10 protein-coding genes are annotated in these 18,865 nt (G+C 35.6%); all 10 read right to left on the reverse strand.

The window, feature by feature from the left end; all coding sequences use genetic code 11:
- Positions 1-56: 56 nt before the first annotated feature.
- The 10 genes from ACWA1B_RS17210 to ACWA1B_RS17255 all read right to left on the reverse strand — a co-directional run bounded on the left by ACWA1B_RS17210 (position 57) and on the right by ACWA1B_RS17255 (position 18,552).
- Positions 57-1,391 (reverse strand): hypothetical protein, encoded by a 1,335-nt coding sequence (locus ACWA1B_RS17210; RefSeq protein WP_456908998.1) that lies wholly within the window; start codon positions 1,389-1,391, stop codon positions 57-59.
- A gap of 139 nt (positions 1,392-1,530) precedes the next feature.
- Positions 1,531-2,880 carry a glycoside hydrolase family 88/105 protein gene (locus ACWA1B_RS17215; RefSeq protein WP_456909000.1) on the reverse strand — a complete coding sequence of 450 codons (1,350 nt, stop codon included), beginning with the start codon at positions 2,878-2,880 and terminating at the stop codon, positions 1,531-1,533.
- Between the two features lie 34 nt (positions 2,881-2,914).
- Positions 2,915-4,183, reverse strand: a complete 1,269-nt coding sequence (locus ACWA1B_RS17220) for a DUF4861 domain-containing protein (protein ID WP_456909002.1) — start codon at positions 4,181-4,183, stop codon at positions 2,915-2,917.
- Between the two features lie 44 nt (positions 4,184-4,227).
- On the reverse strand, positions 4,228-4,557 hold the full coding sequence (gene rhaM / locus ACWA1B_RS17225; protein WP_456909004.1) for an L-rhamnose mutarotase: 330 nt from the start codon (positions 4,555-4,557) through the stop codon (positions 4,228-4,230).
- Between the two features lie 198 nt (positions 4,558-4,755).
- Complete coding sequence (locus ACWA1B_RS17230) at positions 4,756-5,772, reverse strand: family 43 glycosylhydrolase (RefSeq protein WP_456909006.1); 1,017 nt, start codon at positions 5,770-5,772, stop codon at positions 4,756-4,758.
- Positions 5,773-5,850: 78 nt separating this feature from the next.
- On the reverse strand, positions 5,851-7,389 hold the full coding sequence (locus ACWA1B_RS17235) for a sialate O-acetylesterase (RefSeq protein WP_456909008.1): 1,539 nt from the start codon (positions 7,387-7,389) through the stop codon (positions 5,851-5,853).
- 314 nt (positions 7,390-7,703) lie between these two features.
- On the reverse strand, positions 7,704-9,647 hold the full coding sequence (locus ACWA1B_RS17240) for a RagB/SusD family nutrient uptake outer membrane protein (protein WP_456909010.1): 1,944 nt from the start codon (positions 9,645-9,647) through the stop codon (positions 7,704-7,706).
- A gap of 19 nt (positions 9,648-9,666) precedes the next feature.
- Positions 9,667-12,804 (reverse strand): SusC/RagA family TonB-linked outer membrane protein, encoded by a 3,138-nt coding sequence (locus ACWA1B_RS17245; protein WP_456909012.1) that lies wholly within the window; start codon positions 12,802-12,804, stop codon positions 9,667-9,669.
- Positions 12,805-13,255: 451 nt separating this feature from the next.
- Positions 13,256-15,355, reverse strand: a complete 2,100-nt coding sequence (locus ACWA1B_RS17250) for a RagB/SusD family nutrient uptake outer membrane protein (RefSeq protein WP_456909014.1) — start codon at positions 15,353-15,355, stop codon at positions 13,256-13,258.
- Between the two features lie 41 nt (positions 15,356-15,396).
- A complete protein-coding gene (locus ACWA1B_RS17255) occupies positions 15,397-18,552 on the reverse strand; it encodes a SusC/RagA family TonB-linked outer membrane protein (protein WP_456909016.1) in 3,156 nt (1,051 codons plus the stop codon).
- Positions 18,553-18,865 lie beyond the last annotated feature (313 nt).

An 18,865-nucleotide genomic window follows, 5' to 3' on the forward strand; every position in this document is an offset into this window, starting at 1 on the left:
CAAAACTGAATAATTCTTTTTAAACATTTTATTAATTACTTTTCACTTTTTACTAATCACTTTCTTTTCAGCCATTCTTTCGGAACATTTACAATACAGATATTCAGCGTTCTATTATCTTCAGAAAGCATTGCCGACTGAATTTCAATTTTTGTCCCATCTCTGTTAAAAGTTGGGTGAACGTGATCTGCAGCTGTTTCTTTATGTCCGGTTGTCAGCATCATCATTTCATTGGTCTTTCTGTCAATTAAATATAAACTTCTTGAGAAATCATCGCCAACAGCCCATCTTCCGTCAGAAGAACCATGAACATGCCACAAACCGCTACCACTTTTAGTTTGGCCTGCAATAATCATTTTGCGTGTTCTTAAATTTACGATTGCCAAACCTGTAGGTTTTTCTCTCGTTCCAGAATTTCCCCAATTGCTTTCCTGACCTGGATTTTGAGGATTTCGAACTTCGGTACTAGACGTAACTTCAACGGGAGCATCTTTCTGAATATCAATTTTTCGATGACCCATAATCGCCATCGCCACCTCATCTTTAGAAATTACAACTTCGTGCGTTACCCATTCAAAGTCTGATTCTGGATACAAAGGTCTCAAACCTGAACCATCGGCCATTACCGTCCATGTACGTTGCGGAGATTTTCCGCCAGTTTCCCAGCAAAAAACTAATTCGCCAGAATTCCAAATATTGGATTGAATATGTCCAACTTGAAAAGGCACTGAAACGACGTGTTTAATTTCGCCGGTTTTGATATTCATACTGCTGATACCGCCCGGTCCTGCGCCCATATTTCTTGGTCCAAAACTCTTTTCAATTTTTACATTTGGATCCAAATGTCTTGCTGCTTCTTCTTTTCCAATTCTGAAATAAACGCGATCTTCATTAGCATCTAAAGCCATATCGCCAGAAGCGCCCATTTCTGGATTTGTAGTCCCGCAAACGCGTTCATAAACTGACACAGGTTTCATTTTTCCTTTTTCACTATCGGCAAAAACAGCTTCGAGATTTACTTCCATAATCTGCATTTTATCGCCCTCGCCTTTTCGCATAAAATACAATTTCATTGATTTTTGGGCCATGCATAATGTTCCTGTATAACCGCCTTCGGTAACTTGAACCATTACACCTGATTTTTCGTTGACCGCCATAGCTTCTCCGTTGGCTCTTTTAGTTCTAAAAATGAGCCATTCGCCATCAGAAGTCCATTGCGGGTGCGTTGGATACGTTTTTGAATCTCCCGCTGATTTTGTGGTTAAAAAAATTAAATCGATACCTGTTACGGGATCTTTGATTATCTTTTTTTCTGATGGAAATCGTTTTCCAATCTGCGCGAAAGCGATTGTGCCGAGAAACAAAAAAAGTATATTTATTGTTGATTTCATATTTTGTTGGTGTTTTGCCACGAAGATGCTAAGACGCAAAGTTTTTCGCATTTTATTTCATCCTGACGAGTGAAGGATTACAAACAGAACGTTATGAACGAATTTCAAAACTCATAATTCATAACTAATAACTCCTAACTTACTTATGCAGATTATCTTTTCTTTCAATTTTCAATTGAATAGAACTGTCATTGATTTGAAACTGACTGTCTTTTAAAAGCATAATTACTTCGGCTCCGGCCAATAAAACTGGACCATAACCGTGAGCGGCAAAAACATTTACTGGACGATAGTAATAAAATGCAGGATCAAAACCCATTCCGGTTCCAACGCAAGTTCCTTCTACTTGACCTTTGTCATTAACTTTTGTTGCAACAGCATTCCAAGCCAATAAAACTGCTGGTGCGTATGTCATTTTATCGACATAACCACGATTTATTGCTCTAGCAATAGAATACGCATAAATTGCCGTTGCCGAAGTTTCTAAATAAGAATCATTTCTATCTAATAATTGATGCCAAAAACCGGTTCCGTCTTGATATTGAACCAATCCCGCGATGTGCTTTTGTAATTGTGCCAAAACCTTAGGATAACCGGGATGATTTTTTGGAAGAACTTCTAATAATTCAACCATTGTCATAACTGCCCAACCATTTGCTCTTGCCCAATGAAATTGAGGATGGACCGTCATAGATTCAACCCAACCGTGCATATAAATCCCTTTTTGGCTATTAAACATTCTTTCAGAAAACTGATTCACTTGTTTTACTGCGTCGTCAAAGTATTTTACATTTCCAGTATAACTTCCCATTTGTGCCAAAGCAGGTACGCTCATAAACATATCGTCTAACCAAAGTGTGTTGTCCTGCGGTCTGTTTCTTGCCAGAGTTCCGTCTTTTAATCGGAATTGTTTATTGCTGATAAAATCAATGTAATTGTTTACCAAAGGATCAATATTGGCTTTTAAACCGTCTTTTTTGGCTTTAATAAAAGCTGCACAAAGCGCTCCGGCAAAATCTAATGCTTCAGGATGAAGCGTTTTCAGCATGTCTTTATCCTTGATGTTTTTTTCATTATAATTTTCTGCAATATCAGCGATTAACTGTATTCTTTTATTCGAATAATCTGCAAAATATTTTTCACCAGTTGCTTTTGAGACCAAAAGCATTCCGGCATACGTAACACCCCATTCATAACTGGTCAATCTGAAAGCACCCGGTTCAAAAACAATATCCTGATTGCCTTTTTTATAATCTGTAATAACAGCTTTAGTATTTGCATCGACAATTTTTGAAGCCGAATTTTTATCTAAAAAATTATAAACTCGGTCCAAAACCACTTTTATATCTTCCTTTTGCGGAATAACATATGGAGTTGGATAATCAGGCTGCATTAAATGCAATGGCGCTGTCGCATCTGTTTTTTGTGCATTTGCATTTGTAAATGATGCGAACACAAGCAATGCTAAAAAGGTTGATTTATAGTTCATATGGTTAGTGTGTTAGTTTATAATTGTTTTATTTTTATTTACTGATTTCAACCGTTATTTTGGCAGAAAGCTGTTTTGCCAAAGTGGTTACATAATTGCTGAAATAAGCGGCATCTTTAAAATTTTTATCGGCACTCAGTTCCCAGCCTGCAATGGCATAGTAACTGATTTTCTTATTGTTTTCTATTGATAATTTTGCCAAATAAGAATCCGTTAACTGACCTGTTTTTGGTGCTTCGATATAACCTTTGTATATTTTTTTCGGAACCAAAATCGCAGTTCCCAAAATCCATTCGCGATTATAGGTCAAATAATCATGCTGAATAAAGCAAACCCAATCACCAGCCTCTACAACCTTAAGTGGATTTTTATTGTTTATGTTTGAAATTGCCGCAAGAAAAGTTTCTCTACCTTTAAGTCCACTTACGGAAACGGTGTTTTCATAACCGTACATTCCCGGCCAGATTGAAGTCGTTTCCTGAACATGATAATTATTTCCAGATGCTTTCCAGTTTTCGTATTTATAACTTAAAACCGAATTAACGGGACCTTCGCTCACGATTCTGAAAGTTGTTTTTTCGACATTATTCAAAGTGTCGTTTGTCAAAATTCCGAGTCGATTGATTTTGTCGTTTATCAATAAAGCGTAACCGCCTAAACCTGCAGAATTTCCAACAGGAAAAATATCTCTTCCCCAATCGTACATTACGTGGTAATTATCTTCAACAGCTCCTTTGCTGTTAATTCCAACATTTTCTGGCGTAATAGCAGGGATTCTTTTCCCGAAAACATCTTTAGAATTTCTTCCATCCAAATAATGTCTGAAACCTACTTTATCATTTTCCCAAGTTGGCCCATCAGTTTGGTATTTCTGGAAACCTAGTTTTTTATGTACCTGATTTGCCATTAAAACTTCCTCTGTCGCTGGATGAACGGGTAAATCTTTAGCTTCTCTTTTTCCGAATCTTACGCTTGTTTTTATTGGGAATTTCGGATCTTTCAAAGACCAAGTTAATTTTGCAGTTTTCCTTTCGTTTGGAGCAAAATCAGTTACTAAGAAAAGTTCGTCCCATTTTCCATCACCATCTAAATCATTTAACTGTGCCGGAATTGTATCATTTTTAGCAATCAAAATTGGAAAACTATTTGCGACATATTTTGATGCAATTTGGCTTCTTTTTATGCTGATTGCTTTTTGTGGCACTGCTATATCAGATACGTTTTTTAAAGTAACTTTTTGTGCATTGCAATTCGCTAAAATTGCTGTTGCAAAAGCTATTGACAAATAATATTTTGTTTTCATTTTTTTCTTTTTGTTTCAGGTTTTCTTTGTTTAAAGTTTCAGGTTCAATCCAAATGAAAAACCTCTTTTAATGAAACCGAAATTGGTGAATTATCAGGATTTGTATCCATAATATCGCCCATATATGCCCACCATTTTTTTACTATTGGATGATTTGGCAAATAATCAAAATCAAAATCCGAACTGATTTTCTGAACTGCAAAAAGTATCAATGTTTCTTCATCTAAAAAAATACTGTAATCCTGTATTCCTGTTTCTGAAAGCAAAGCCGATAATTCTGGCCAGATTTCGTCATGTCTCTTTTTGTATTCCGCTTCAAAACCAGGTTTTAATTTCATTTTGAAAGCGTTTCGAATTGTGCTTTTATTTGCCATTTTATACTATTTTAAACCCATTGGGTGTAATTCACATTTTTTTTCAACACATAGAACATAAATTTTATTTCTAGAAAAGAGTTTAAAAAGAAACTGGTTTCTAACACATAGTCTACTATGTTTGTTAAAACAAGTGAAACACCTCTTTTACGCCTCCAAAATCTATGTCTCTATGTGTTAATATTTATAGTCAACAAGTTATTTTAAATTTATTTGAACAGGCTCATCTCTATTACAGATAATTTCGCCATTTATATATTGCAATTCTGCTATTTGAATAGAACTTCTTTTCGTTTCATAACTTTCAATTCCTTTATTTTCGGGGGTTCTACCGGGATGTGTGAAATAAAAAATATACGCTCGATCGCCATTTATAACAACATCAGGATGTCCGCCGATTACTTTATCATCTTCGCCAGTTCCAGGGGTTTGAAGAATATTTTTTTCTTGGCGTTTCCAATTTAAAAAATCCTCAGAAGAAAAAATATTCAAACCTCTCCAAGAATCTGTTACCATCCAGTTTTTTCCTTTCCATTTAAAAACTTTTGGACCTTCTCCTCTGTCTTTAATGATTTTCACGCCACTGTCCGTCCAATTGTACAAATCTTTACTATCAGCATAATAAATTGATTTACCGTCATTTTCATTATTGTAAAACATTCTCCAGGTTCCGTTTGGTAATTGAAAAACTGAAGCATCGATGCAACGTTCTGAAGCTAGTTTTAATTCTGATTCAAAATTCCAATCCATTAAGTTACTACTTGTCAAATGAATTATCGAACGCGGATGATACCAATCATTAAAAATTCCGGGCACAATTGTCAAATACATATGATATTTATTCTTATATTTAGTGACATCTGGCGCCCAATACGTTACATCTTTTAATTTATAATTGATATTACAAGTATCTTTGTATGTCCATTTTGCACCATCTTCAGAAGTTGCAACGCCAATTTTTGTTCCATGCACCCAAGTAATTCCTTTTGCTGTTGAATCTTTTGCTCTCCGATTGGTATAAAACATAAACCATTTTTTCTCTTTTTCATTCCAAATAATCGTTGGATCGGCGGCTCCGTCATAAATCGGGTCACGAAATAATGGCTTTGATGCAATATGCTTTTTATCTTTTTGAATGTCTTTTTGTGCTGTCATTGTTACGCTAAACAATGAAGCTATTAGGATTAAAAAAAGATATTTTGGTTTAATTTTCATTTACTTTTCTGTTGTTTTTTGTCATTTATTGCTCAATCTTGTCATTTCGACGAACTAGGAATGACAAACTATGCGCATTTACTTCATTTTCATTTCATTCTCTGTCACCCAATCATCAGTCCTAAAAGGCGATGCCGGCAAATTTTTAACATTGAATAAATTGGGTTCTGGAACTGCTTTCCATGCAAAACGAACCGCAACTGGTTCTTTTACACTTGGAGATGAAACTATAATTGTCTTTTTGTCGATTTTGGCTGTTGCCGGATAAAACACTTTGTTGTTTCCTGCAATTTCAAACTCCTTTAAATCTTCGTTGCTATTTTTAAATCCGTTAGGAACATCATCAAAAAACAATTTAATTTGCTGTTTTTTGATTTCCATACGACTGTAAGTTGGTCCAGAATATACTAATTTAGTTTCTCCATACGTTTTTGCTTTCGCTATTAAAGCTAAACGATAACCAACAGTTTGTTTATCAATTGGATGAATATTTTCTGCATTTCCAATATCGGTTGTGACGACCATTCCGCTGTTTGGAATTACTTTTGAGGACATTAATTGTGCTTCTCTGATGTATGGATTTTGTCCTTTGTGTGGTGCAATCTGAACAAAATAAAACGGAAATTCACCTTGATTCCATTCGCTTCTCCAACTTTTTACCATTGTCGGAAAAAGGGTTCTGTACAAAAATGCCTTTTCTGCATTACTTTCTCCTTGGTACCAAATCACACCTTTCATTGTATAATTGGTTACCGGATGCAACATTGCATTGTATAAAACATAAGAGGTTTTATTTTCTTCTTTTTTTGGTTTTTTAAGCTGCGATTTCGAAATATCATTATTATTTGCAAGGCGTTCTTTTTTCAAATCAGCGTAATACGTTTCTAATTTTTCCTGAAACAATTTTTCGTTTTTGGCATCTTGTTCCAAAATTGGAAGAAAATCTGGATTGCTTTCTAGAACTGTTTGCGAAGTCCAGGCTTCGGCTTTAGTTCCGCCCCAAGAAGTTGAAATCAATCCGATTGGGGTTTTAAAATTTTGATATAAATCTCTTCCAAAGAAATAAGCAACAGCTGAAAAAGATTTAATAGTTGAAGGAGAGCAAACATTCCAATTTCCTGCAACATCTTCTAAAGGTTTTTGAGAAGCTTTTGTCTGTACTGTAAATAATCTGATTGATGGAAAATCCGCGTTTTGAATTTCTTCTTCATAATTTTTCACTCCGGTTTTCCAGGTTCCTTCTTCTTTTCCAACAGGAAAATACATATTAGATTGTCCAGAACAAATCCAGACTTCACCAATTAAAATATTTTTAAGAATAATTTTATTCGAAGCATCGATTGTAATATCATATTGTTTTTCGCTTCCTGATGGTGTATTGACACCAGTTTTCCAAGTTCCATCAGCATTTGCTGTAATCTCAACGGGGCTATTTTGCCAGCCTAGTTGTATTTTTATTTTTTCGTTTGGAGAAGCCCATCCCCATAAATTTACTTTCGAATTTTGCTGTAAAACCATGTTATCACCAACTAATGCAGGCAATTTTACCTGAGCAACACCAGTCAGGTTTAATCCTAAAACAATGAATAATAACAACAATTTCTTTAAATAAATCATTTGGAATATAATTTTAATACTAAAACTTTAAAGATAAAGCACTAAAACGATATCGGTATCCTGTGCTTCCCTGTTTTGGTTCAGAAATATAAAAAACAAAAAAGGCAGCAACAAACGTTACTGCCTTCGTAAAATCAAAACCACTTAATTTTACCATTACCATATTAACGAAAACCAATATCCTTAAAATGATAATCAAATTTAAATATTACATAACTGAAAACTATCCTGTTGTACCCTGCTATATAATAAAAAAAACCGCCTCAAAAACTGAGACGGTTCCTAACATAAAAAACCAAAAAATAAGTTTGATATTAATACCCTGGATTCTGCATAGCGGCTTTTTGTTCTGCAGTCAAAGGTTTTCCGCTTGCATAAACTCCGTCAAGAAAAGTCTGTGGAATTGGACGCAGGTTATGATATTCCTGAATATTTGCAGCCGCTTCAATATTATACGCTTTTGCTCTGGCAACTAATGTTTTAGTACGGCTTAAATCTTCCCAACGGTGAAATTCTCCACACAATTCTCTAGTGCGTTCATTAAGGACTAAACACAACATTCTGTCATAATCAGTTCCGTATCCTAATTTTGCAATTACAGCCATATCTTCAGCTGGTAATGCAGTAATACTATTAATTGCTAAGTTTGTTGCAGTTGTTGCAACTGCAATATTATTTGACTCATAATACGAGTTTTCAGGAATATAAGAAATTGGAATTCCTGCCTGACCTGTCGTTGTATATGCCGCTGAACCATCCGCGTAAGCAGCACGATTTTCACCTGCTTTGTATGCAGCACGAGCACGAACCGTATTGATATAAGGCAACGCATCAGCATATGTTGCGCCACCAGCTTTTGCCAAACGAATTTTTGCTTCGGCAGCCATTAAGTAAGTTTCTCCAGAACGAGCCAATGTAATATCACGCGATCCTTTTATATTACTCAAATCGATTCTGTTTCCGTCCATATACTTACTTAAAGAAGGAAATCTTACATCGGCCATTAATCCCACTTTATCAGCTGCATAAGCTACATAAACACTCGGAATTGTTTTTCCTGTTTTTGGATAAATGATCGCATCCGTATTTTTAGTTTTTGCAAAACGTGTGTCTGCAGCTGTATTGACAATATACATAATTCCTAAATCACCATTTTTATAAACAGCTCCAGATGCATTATTGACAATACTTTTTGTTTGGAAACTTTTCCAGAAACGAGAATCATTTACATGATCAAAAGCATCATATACAAAATAAGTTGGGGCCAAACGGCTAAAAGGTCTTCCGCCGGCAAGGTTACGCTTCATTTGGGGCAATTGGTCGTAAGTAGAAAGGAAATATAAATGCTGCTGATTTCCACCAGTTGTTAATGTACTGGCATTGAACTGTGCAGATAAAATTAATTCTGGAAGTTTTTCGTTAGCACCGTCAGCAGTTGTGTATGACCATAAATTATCATAATTCGCTGCTAATGGGTGGCGGGAAATTACCTCATCAGACAAAGCAACCACTTGTTGTAAATCGGCTGTTTTTGTAGGCCCATTCCAACTGTCATTAATTTCGCTCGCGCGAGTCAAATAAGCTTTTGCCAAATAATGAGCCGCAGCATCTTTAGTGATTTTTGCCGGAGCTCCAGCATTTCCTAGCAAATTATAAGCTTGGGTAAAATCAGCAATTACCTGATTTAAAACTTCCTGCGGTGAAGCTCTTGTAAATTCTAATTCGACCGTAGAACTTGTTTTTAATTTTAAAGGAACAGCGCCATATTGACTTACTAATTGCAGATAACTAAAAGCTCTTAAAAAGTAACCTTCACCTAAAGCCGTTTTTTTGATGGCATCATTTGATGAAACAATGTTTGTAGCCGACTCAATTAATGTATTGGCATTCCCAATTCCGATATATAAGTTATCCCAGTGTGTATTTGCCGCAACAGTATTCGCATTCGAAACTGTTACAAAAGCCTTAAATCCAGAAGAATACGAATTCCAAATCCAGTTTGAAGGGTCACCTCCGGCGTGAAATTCATCAGTTCCAGATTCTGTTGCGGTAAGCGGTACTTCTCCTTGAAATTCTGCCGCAAATACTTGATAATACGTTCCGACTGCCAAAGCCTGAATTCCAGCTTCTGTCTTATAATAATCTGAACTGTATGCCGTTGTCAACTCTTCGTCAAGAAAATCTTTGCTGCAAGAACTTCCTAAAGTCAGTGCTGCAACAAGCATCAAGTTGATATATAGTTTTTTATAATTTTTCATAATGATATTTTTTAATTATTTAGAATTCTACATTTAACCCTAAAGTTATACCTCTGTTTGAAGCCGTAGTCTGCGTATCCAAATCAGTCCATTTTACTTTTGTGAAAATCATGCCCGGATTTGTTGCCTGGCAATATAATCTCAATTTAGAAAGTCCAAGGCTCTGTACTAATTCTTTATCAAAACGATATCCTAAAGAAATATTTCGCATTTTCAAAAATGAACCATTACGATATCCTAAAATTGGATAATATGGATCTCCTGTTCCTGCTGAATAAATAGGCTTTTGATATTCTGAATTTGTATTATTATCAGTATAATAATTAATTGATCTCTGGCTTCCTTTTGCTCCTTCGTTTTCACCTAAGGTGTCATATAAATATCCCATACGTCCATATACAAAGAAAGATAATTCAAAATTTTTGTAGCTGAAAGTATTTGTCATACCCACGATATATTTTGGATCTTTTGAACCAATAATTACGCGGTCATTGTTTGCATCAATTTTATAGTCTCCGTTTTGATCTACAGGTCTTGCATTACCAAAAGAGAAAATATTTGAACCTGCTGCAGCATTGAATTTTGCCATTTCGGCTGCATCTTCAGGTTTCCAAATTCCGTTTGATTCGAAACCATAAATTACGTTTTGAGAATCTCCAATAAATAAATTATTGTTAATATCGTCGAATTTTCCGTTTTGAAGTGATACAATTTTATTTTGCTGGTATGAAGCACTAATATTAGTTGTCCATTCAAAATCTTTACTTGTAACGTTTACAGTAGTCAAAGTAAGTTCAACACCTTTCCCTTCCGTTTCTCCAACGTTTTGATAAGTATCTTTAACTCCAATAACCGTTGGCACACTGCTTTTTAGCAATAAATCTGTAGTTCTACTTGTAAAATAATCCAAGGCACCAGAAACTCTATTACCAAACAATGCGAAATCAATACCGTAGTTAAACTGAGCAGTTTGCTCCCAGCCTAAATCAACATTTCCTAAAGAAGTATTATTTACAACACCAGATCCGTTAGGGTAAACAATACCAACTAATGGCGGCTGCGTTGCATATGCAGGAACAGCAGCATTTCCGGTAACTCCATAACCAACTCTCATTTTTAATTGGTTAACCCAGGAAACATTTTCTAAGAATTTTTCTTTGTTTAAGACCCATGCAGCCGAAGCACTTGGGAAAAATGCCCATCTGTTTTCTGCAGCCAATTGCGAAGCCCCGTCAAAACGTCCAGAAGCAGTAAATAAATATTTATCGGCATACGAATAATTTACCCTTCCCATGTAAGACAATAAACCAGTATCAGTCAAACCTGAAGAATAACCCGCAAGCGTAACATTTGCAGGATTTAAGGCATTCCATTTGTTTTCAGGATTTTTAATATCATTTGCTGACATTGAACTGCTCTCATTATGATATTCCGTCTGGCTCATTAACAATGTTCCTCCAATAGTATGATTTCCAAATGTTTTATTGTAGAAAATCAAGTTATCTAATGTATATGAAATCGTTTTTTCGTTTGTAAGCGCAGCAAAACTAGTTCCTGAACGAATCGCTGATTTACCATCTAAGTAAACACCATCACGATAAGAAGTAAGGTCTGGACCAAAATTAATACGGTATTTCAATCCGTCAAGTTTTGACGAAATAGCTCCCAAATCAAACTGAGCATACAAGCTACCAAAAGCACGTAATGTTACACGTTGATCTTGAGACAATTTATATTCATCAACAGGAGTCCTGATAGTTGAATCTCCCCCGGGATTATCAATTCTGTTTCCGTTGCTGTCATAAGGAACTGCGTACGGAAGATTTGTACGGGCAGTTGCATAAATTCCAGTTGAACTTGTAACAGCAGTTCTACCTACATTTGATTGCCCGTATTCATTTATACCATAACTTGTATTAAGACTCACACCCATAGAAAACCATTTTGTTGGTGTAATATCAACATTGGCAGTTCCGCTGTAACGCACATAGCTTTGCCCAAATAAAGTTCCTGTATTATTCAAGTAACCAAAAGAACCATACCCTTTCATTTTTTCAGTTCCACCACTAACACCAATAGTATGCTGTTGCGTAATTCCTGTACGAGTCACAAATTTTGTCCAGTCTGTAGTAGCAACTTTAGAACCATCCCATGTTGTAGTAAGATTTCCATTGGCATCTCTCCAACCTTTTTCAATATTTGCCCATGCAGAAGGATCTGCAGAAGCTAAGAAAATCAATTTATCATTTTCGATATTTGGCGCATCTCCTTTAGGAAAAGCAGATGGATTAGAGTAATATCTTCCCCAACGGCGGAATTCAATATATTCTCCGGCAGACATCATTGGAGCATTTTCGTGAATCGTTTCTGTCACAAGAGAAGTATCATAATTCAGCGTAAATTTTCCGTTTTTACCTTTTTTTGTTGTAACGATAATAACACCATTTGCACCACGTGAACCATAAATTGCGGTTGCAGAAGCATCTTTTAAAACGTCGATTGTTTCAATATCAGTTGGATTTAAGAAATCGATACCTCCAGAATTGGCATCAACACTAATTTTTCCTGTTGAAGCATCAGTAACCAATCTTGAATTTAAAGGAATACCATCCACTACATAAAGCGGTGCATTTGAAGCAGAAATTGAACGAGCTCCACGAATGGTAATATTTCCCACACTTCCTGGACGTTCATTTGACGAAACATCAACACCCGCAGCTTTTCCCTGCATAGCCTGTACGGCATTAACTACTGGTCTTGAAGCAATTTCTTCGGCATTTACACTCACGATTGATCCGGTAAGATCCTTTTTCTTTTTTGTACCGTAACCTACTACGACTACCTCTTCAAGAGAATTGTCTTCTTCTTTTAGTACAACATTGTAAACCGTTGCAGCTCCTACCGTAATTTCTTGTTTTTTAAAGCCAATAAAGCTGTAAACAAGAACATTTCCAGAAGCAGCATTAATAGAGTAACTACCATCCAAGTCAGTACTCACTCCATTCTGGCTTCCTTTGATGAGTACATTGACACCCGGAATTGGCAATCCTGCAGCGTCTTTAATAGTGCCTTTGACTACTTTGTTCTGCGCGTAACCAGATGCATGGAATAATGCAATCATGGCTATCAGCAACAGCACATTCAATTTGTTTTTCATAAAAGTTAAATTTGGTTAATTAATTAGTTACTCAAATTTATTTAGAAGTTAATTTCGTACTGTCCTGTAGTGTCCTGTAAAGTAATTTAGTACCGTTCTAATTTACAGAGTTTTACAAGTTCAATTTAAGATTTTTTTAACCATAAAATCCTTCAAACCATTGATTTTCAAAGGGAATTAAGGAAAAAACTTCTAAATACGAATATGCGAATTAAACAATATTTTTTTTTCACATACCATAATTTTATTCAAAAATTTTTATTGAATAAAAAGCAAATATGCGAAATTTATGATAAAATAAAACATAAAATGTAATCGATTGTATTTTTTACTTGAAAATAATTTCCAGCCAGTTTTTTAATAGTAATCTGTCAATCTCATTTTCGTCTAAACCAAAAAAAAAAACCGTCTCAAAAATGAGACGGTTTTCAAAAACAAAAATTTAAAAAGTTTAATTGTAACCTGGATTCTGCCAAGCTGCTTTTTGTGCTGCTGATAAGTTAGAACCATCATCGTTTAACAATCCATCAATAAATGTTTGAGGAATAGGACGAAGTTCATGTTTCCCAACTTTAATATTAGGAGCTGCTTCAGCATTAAACGCTTTTGCACGCTTGATAAGCATTCCAGTACGAGAAAGAGTTTCCCAACGTTGCCATTCTCCTAAAAGCTCACGAGTAGACTCGTTAAGAATAAAGTTTATAGCACGTTCTTTATCTGTTGAAGCCCCAACTTTAGCCATAACCGCTTCATCTTCAGCTGGCAAATTATTAGGGAAAGATTTCAATGTCAAATCAGATGCTGCTGTTGTAACAGGTATTGTTGGATTAGATAAATAATATGTATTCATATCTAAATTTGAAGCCGTAAAGTTTGTAGCTGAACTTCCTGTATTTAAAGGATTTACTTTAAACGCCTGAGAACCATCATTATAATAAGATCTATTTTCTCCCGCTTTCCATTGTGCTCTAGCTCTTACTACGTTAATATCCTGCATAGCATTTCCATATTGACTAAGACGAACATAACATTCTGCACGTATTAAATACGTTTCAGCAAGACGAGCCATAATTACATCACGGTGAGCATCACCTCTTTCAGCAGTACGTGAACCATCTTCAGTTTTATTGATACCTGCGAAGAAGTTACAAATTGGCTGATTTTTGAAAGTTGGAGCAACGTAAGTTCCGTTTTGGTACAATACCGAAGAGTTAGGTACATATTGTCCTTTTTTAGCTGTCAAAGATCCACTTGTAGGTGTTTGTCTTGTATTCCATTCTGGCAAACGACCTGCTGCATCTGTCCAAGTTGGAGCCTGAACGCTCGCACCAAATTTAGCACCATCGTAAGTATTGTCATTTTTAGTATTTAAAATCATAACAATTGCAGGATCTCCAATTTTAACTCCAGAAGGATTAGGCGCGATTACAGTATTAGCACCGTAAACAGTTCTAAACGTTTTCCACATACGAGCATCGTTTACGTGATCAAACACTCCGTAAGTATATTCTGTAGGACGGCAACGCTGAAAATCCATACTTCCAATCCAAACACCACGTTTTACCCATCCTCCAGAAAAACTAGAAAATTGTGGAGCGAAATAGCTATATGTACGGTTTCCAAAACGACCAACTGTAGAAGCATCACCATTATGACCAGCAGCCATCAAAATTTCATTAAGCTGCTCATTCGGACAGTCAATTCCCGTCCAGTTTGCATATAAATCACTATAATTAGGTGTCAATGGTCCACGCGCTGTAATTGCATATGAACAAGCATTGATTGCTTCCTTAAGATCCGCATCTTTGTAAGAAGCATTCCAAGCATCATTACGCTCTGAAGCACGAAACAATAACGCTTTTGCTAAAAAGTGTGCAGCAGTTGCTTTTGTCCAGGTAACTCCTTTTCCATAAGTAAAAACTTCACCTTCAAAAAGACTATAAGCCTGACGGAAATCAGAAATTACTTGTTCCCAACATTTTTCTTCTGAAGCACGCTCATAGTTACGAACAACTCCTTCAATAGGTGTAGTTTGAAGAACAACACCTCCGTATTGTGCAACAAGTCTATAATAGTTATATCCTCTTAAGAAATAAGCATGAGCTAAACAACGGTTTCTGATTTTTACATCTGAAATTACTTTTTCTGCTTTTGCAATGATAGTATTACAAGATGCAATACCATAATACATTTCATCCCAAAGCGCATTTGGGTTAGTTGCATTTCCATTTGCCGCTCCTGTTGAAGCTGATGCACCTACTGGTCCAAAACGATTATCGTATGTATTCCACATTTCGTTAGTAAGGTCATTTGCATTGGTAAACTCATCTGTACCATACAACGTATTTCCATATGACCATTCAAACCCAAAATGCCAGCGAATATTACCATAAAGAGATACTGTTAGTGCCTGAAGACCTTCAGGTGTATCAAAATAAGCGGTCGAATATGCATTTGTTTGTTCTTCGTCCAGAAAGTCTTTCGAACACGAAGTAAAAAACACCCCTGCCATTAATAAAAGACCGATTCCTATATTTTTTATATTATTCATTTTTTTACTTTTATTGTTATACTTCAATTCGCCACAATTCATCAAAACCCAACTTCAACCCCCATAACAAAACTGCGGTTGTAATACGTTCTCTCCGTGTCAAAATCATACCAGTCTAAAGATTGATAAATACTTCCCGGATTTACAGCCTGAACATAAAATTTCATGTTTGCCAATCCAACTTTATTTGCAACGTCTTTAGACAAATTATAACCCAAAGAAATATTACGAATTTTTACGAAAGATGCTTTTTGGAAACCAAGAAGTCCAGAAAAAGGATCTGCTGAACCTGAAGTTGCCTGACCCAAAATTGGTTTTTGGAATTCAGCATCTGTATTGTCTGGAGTCCAGTAATCAGTTTCACGTTGATTAGCATGAGCCGTTAAAGCTTCTCCTCCTAATGAAGCAGTATAACCTGCACGACCGTAAAGATTTATTCCTAAATCAAATCCTTTATAAGTAAAGTTGTTGTTCCATCCCATTGTATAATAAGGATTGCTGTTACCTATAACTACACGATCAGTACCATCCATTTTGTAATCACCATTTTGATCTTTAGGTCTCACGTTACCTGGCGTAAATTTATAACCGTTAGCATTCCATTTAGCCATTTCAGCAACATCTTCTGGAGTATTTTGCCAAAGACCATTATTATCATATCCGTAACGAACAGCGATAGACTGTCCAATAAACCATGAGTTACTTACCATGTCTTGTGCACCATTTGCCAAACTTACAATTTCATCTTTTTGCCATGCACCATTTAAATTTGTTTCCCATGTAAATCCTGTAGCAGTTTGGATCGGAATAAGATTAAGCGTGACCTCAACTCCATGATTTTTCGTTTCACCAATATTCGAAACAATATATGGATAACCTGATACTGGTGGTATATCTACTCTTAATAATAAGTCTTTAGTATTAGATTTATAAGCATCAATAGTACCACTGATTCTGTTGTTTAAGAAACTAAAATCAACACCAAGATTGTATTGAGTTGTTTTCTCCCAACCTAAGTTTTTATTAGGCATTCCTGTTTGAGTATCTGTATAGTAAGGCTCGTTTGTAGTAAAACCAATAGCATTACTCTGACCATTAAAAGGAAGGAATATTTGGCTAATATTACCTAAAGTTCCGTAAGGATTAACTGAAGAGTTTCCAGAAGTACCAACCCCTAAACGAAGTTTTAAGTTTTTAATCCAATCAACATTTTTCAAGAATTCTTCGTTATTAAGACGCCAAGCCAATGCCGCAGAAGGGAAGAAATCCCATTTATGTCCTTCAGATAATTGCGTAACTCCATCCCAACGTCCTGACACTGTTAACAAATAACGATTGTCATAACCATAATTCGCACGTGCCATATAAGAACTAATTGCGCGTTCTGTAAGACCAGAACTCATACGAGCATTATTAGCAGCATTTGTAGCATCTACTGACCCCATTGCATTCCATAAAAAAGAAGGTTTTGGAATATTATTAGCACTCATAGAAGAATTTTCGATATTCCAAGATGATGCTGTTTGTAATAAAGTTAAACCAACTTTATGCTTAGCAGCAAATGTACGGTCGTAGTTAATGATATTATCAATAGTCCAAGAAAAATCACGACGGTTTTGAAGACGGGCAAAATTAGTACCTGCACTACCATTTGCGTTAATTTTTAATGATGATGTTCCATCGATATAAGCACCTTCTCTCCAATGACGGAAATCAGGGCCAAAATTTAATTTATAAGTAAGTCCTTCTAATGATTTTGACATTTTACCAAAATCTAAATTAGCAGAGAAATTAGCCAAAACTCGCAATGTTTGCGATTGTTGTGTACTTTTATCCCACTCATTCATAATAGTGTAAACACCTGATTCTCCACCCGGGTTAATGATTAAATTACCGTTTGCATCATAAGGAACAGCAATGTTATAAATTTGTTTAGCTGCACCATAAATTGCGTCTGGAGATGTTCCGCTTCTTGCACTTAAAGTTGACATCCCATAATCCTGCTCGCTCCATGAAACATTGAAAGATGCAGTCATTTTAAACCAATCCACCGGAGTAATATTTGAAGTTAATTTTGCCGTATAACGTTTGTACCACTGCCCTTTCTGAGTTCCTTCATTATCTAAATAACCTACAGAACCATAAGTATTTACTTTTTCAGAACCTCCACTAGCACTAATAACGTGCTCTGTACTAACTCCCGTCTGCGTTACATAATCAGTCCAATTAGTGTTAATTACTTTAGAAGCATCCCAAGTACCACTTGCCCATCCTCTTAATACATTGTCTCTCGAAGTTTGGCCATCTAATGCACTGTCAAAAATCAATTTATCGTTTGCAAGAGTTGGAGTCGCTGGATTAGCATATTTGGCTGGATCAAGATTGTAAGCTGCCCAGCGTCTGAAAGTAATAAAATCAGCTGCGCTCATTGATGGTGATCTGTCAACAATATCAGAAGTAGTTACTGTACCAGCATAATTTAAAGTAAATCTACCTGATTTTCCTTGTTTAGTTGTTACAATGATAACTCCATTTGCTCCACGTGATCCGTAAATAGCTGTTGCTGAAGCATCTTTAAGAATATCCATCGATTCAATATCTCTTGGATTTAAGGTTTCAATTGCAGATGCAGACATTAACGGCACGCCATCAACAACATATAAAGGATCATTACTTGCTGTCAAAGATCTATTACCACGAATACGTACAGTACCAAGAGATCCCGGACGCTCGTTTGTAGTAATATCAACTCCGGCAATTTTACCCTGTAGTGCTTCAGTTGCACTTGAAACAGGTCTGTTCATTAATTGCTGTGCATTTATAGTTGAAACTGATCCTGTTACGTCTGATTTTTTCGCAGTTCCATAACCAACAACTACAATCTCATTAAGTTGAGATACTTCTTCAACAAGTTTTACATTAATTTCTGAAGAAGTACTAACTGTTCTTTCAACAGATTTTGAACCAGTAGACGAATACACTAATACTTGCCCTGTATTTGCGCTTATTGAGTATTTACCATCAAAATCAGTACTTGTTCCCTGTTTTGTTCCTTTAATAAGTACATTTGCCCCTGGTATTGGCAGACCTGCCGCATCAGTGATTGTACCTTTAACCACTTTGTTCTGCGCATAACCTGCTGTCTGCAACAGCGCAAACATGACCAAAATCAGCAAAAGACTAAATTTGTTTTTCATAAAAGTTAAATTTGGTTAATTAATTAGTTTATCCAAATTTATTTAGAAGCAGGTGGCACAGCATCCTGTAGTATCCTGTTAACTTTCAGGTTCTTATAATTAATTTTATGTTTTTATTAACTCAAAAAATATTCAACTACCTGATTTACAAGGGCGAATAAGTGTGTAATCCACAAATAAATTATCCGAAATTTTCTTTAATATTTTTTTTGTAATTCATAGTTATTCTAACCCAAAAATATGAATTGAGAAAAAAATATGACAAATTACTACTCTTTTGATTTTTAATAAAATGATAGAAAACAGGACGCTA

The sequence above is a fragment of the Flavobacterium xizangense genome (assembly GCF_054075145.1).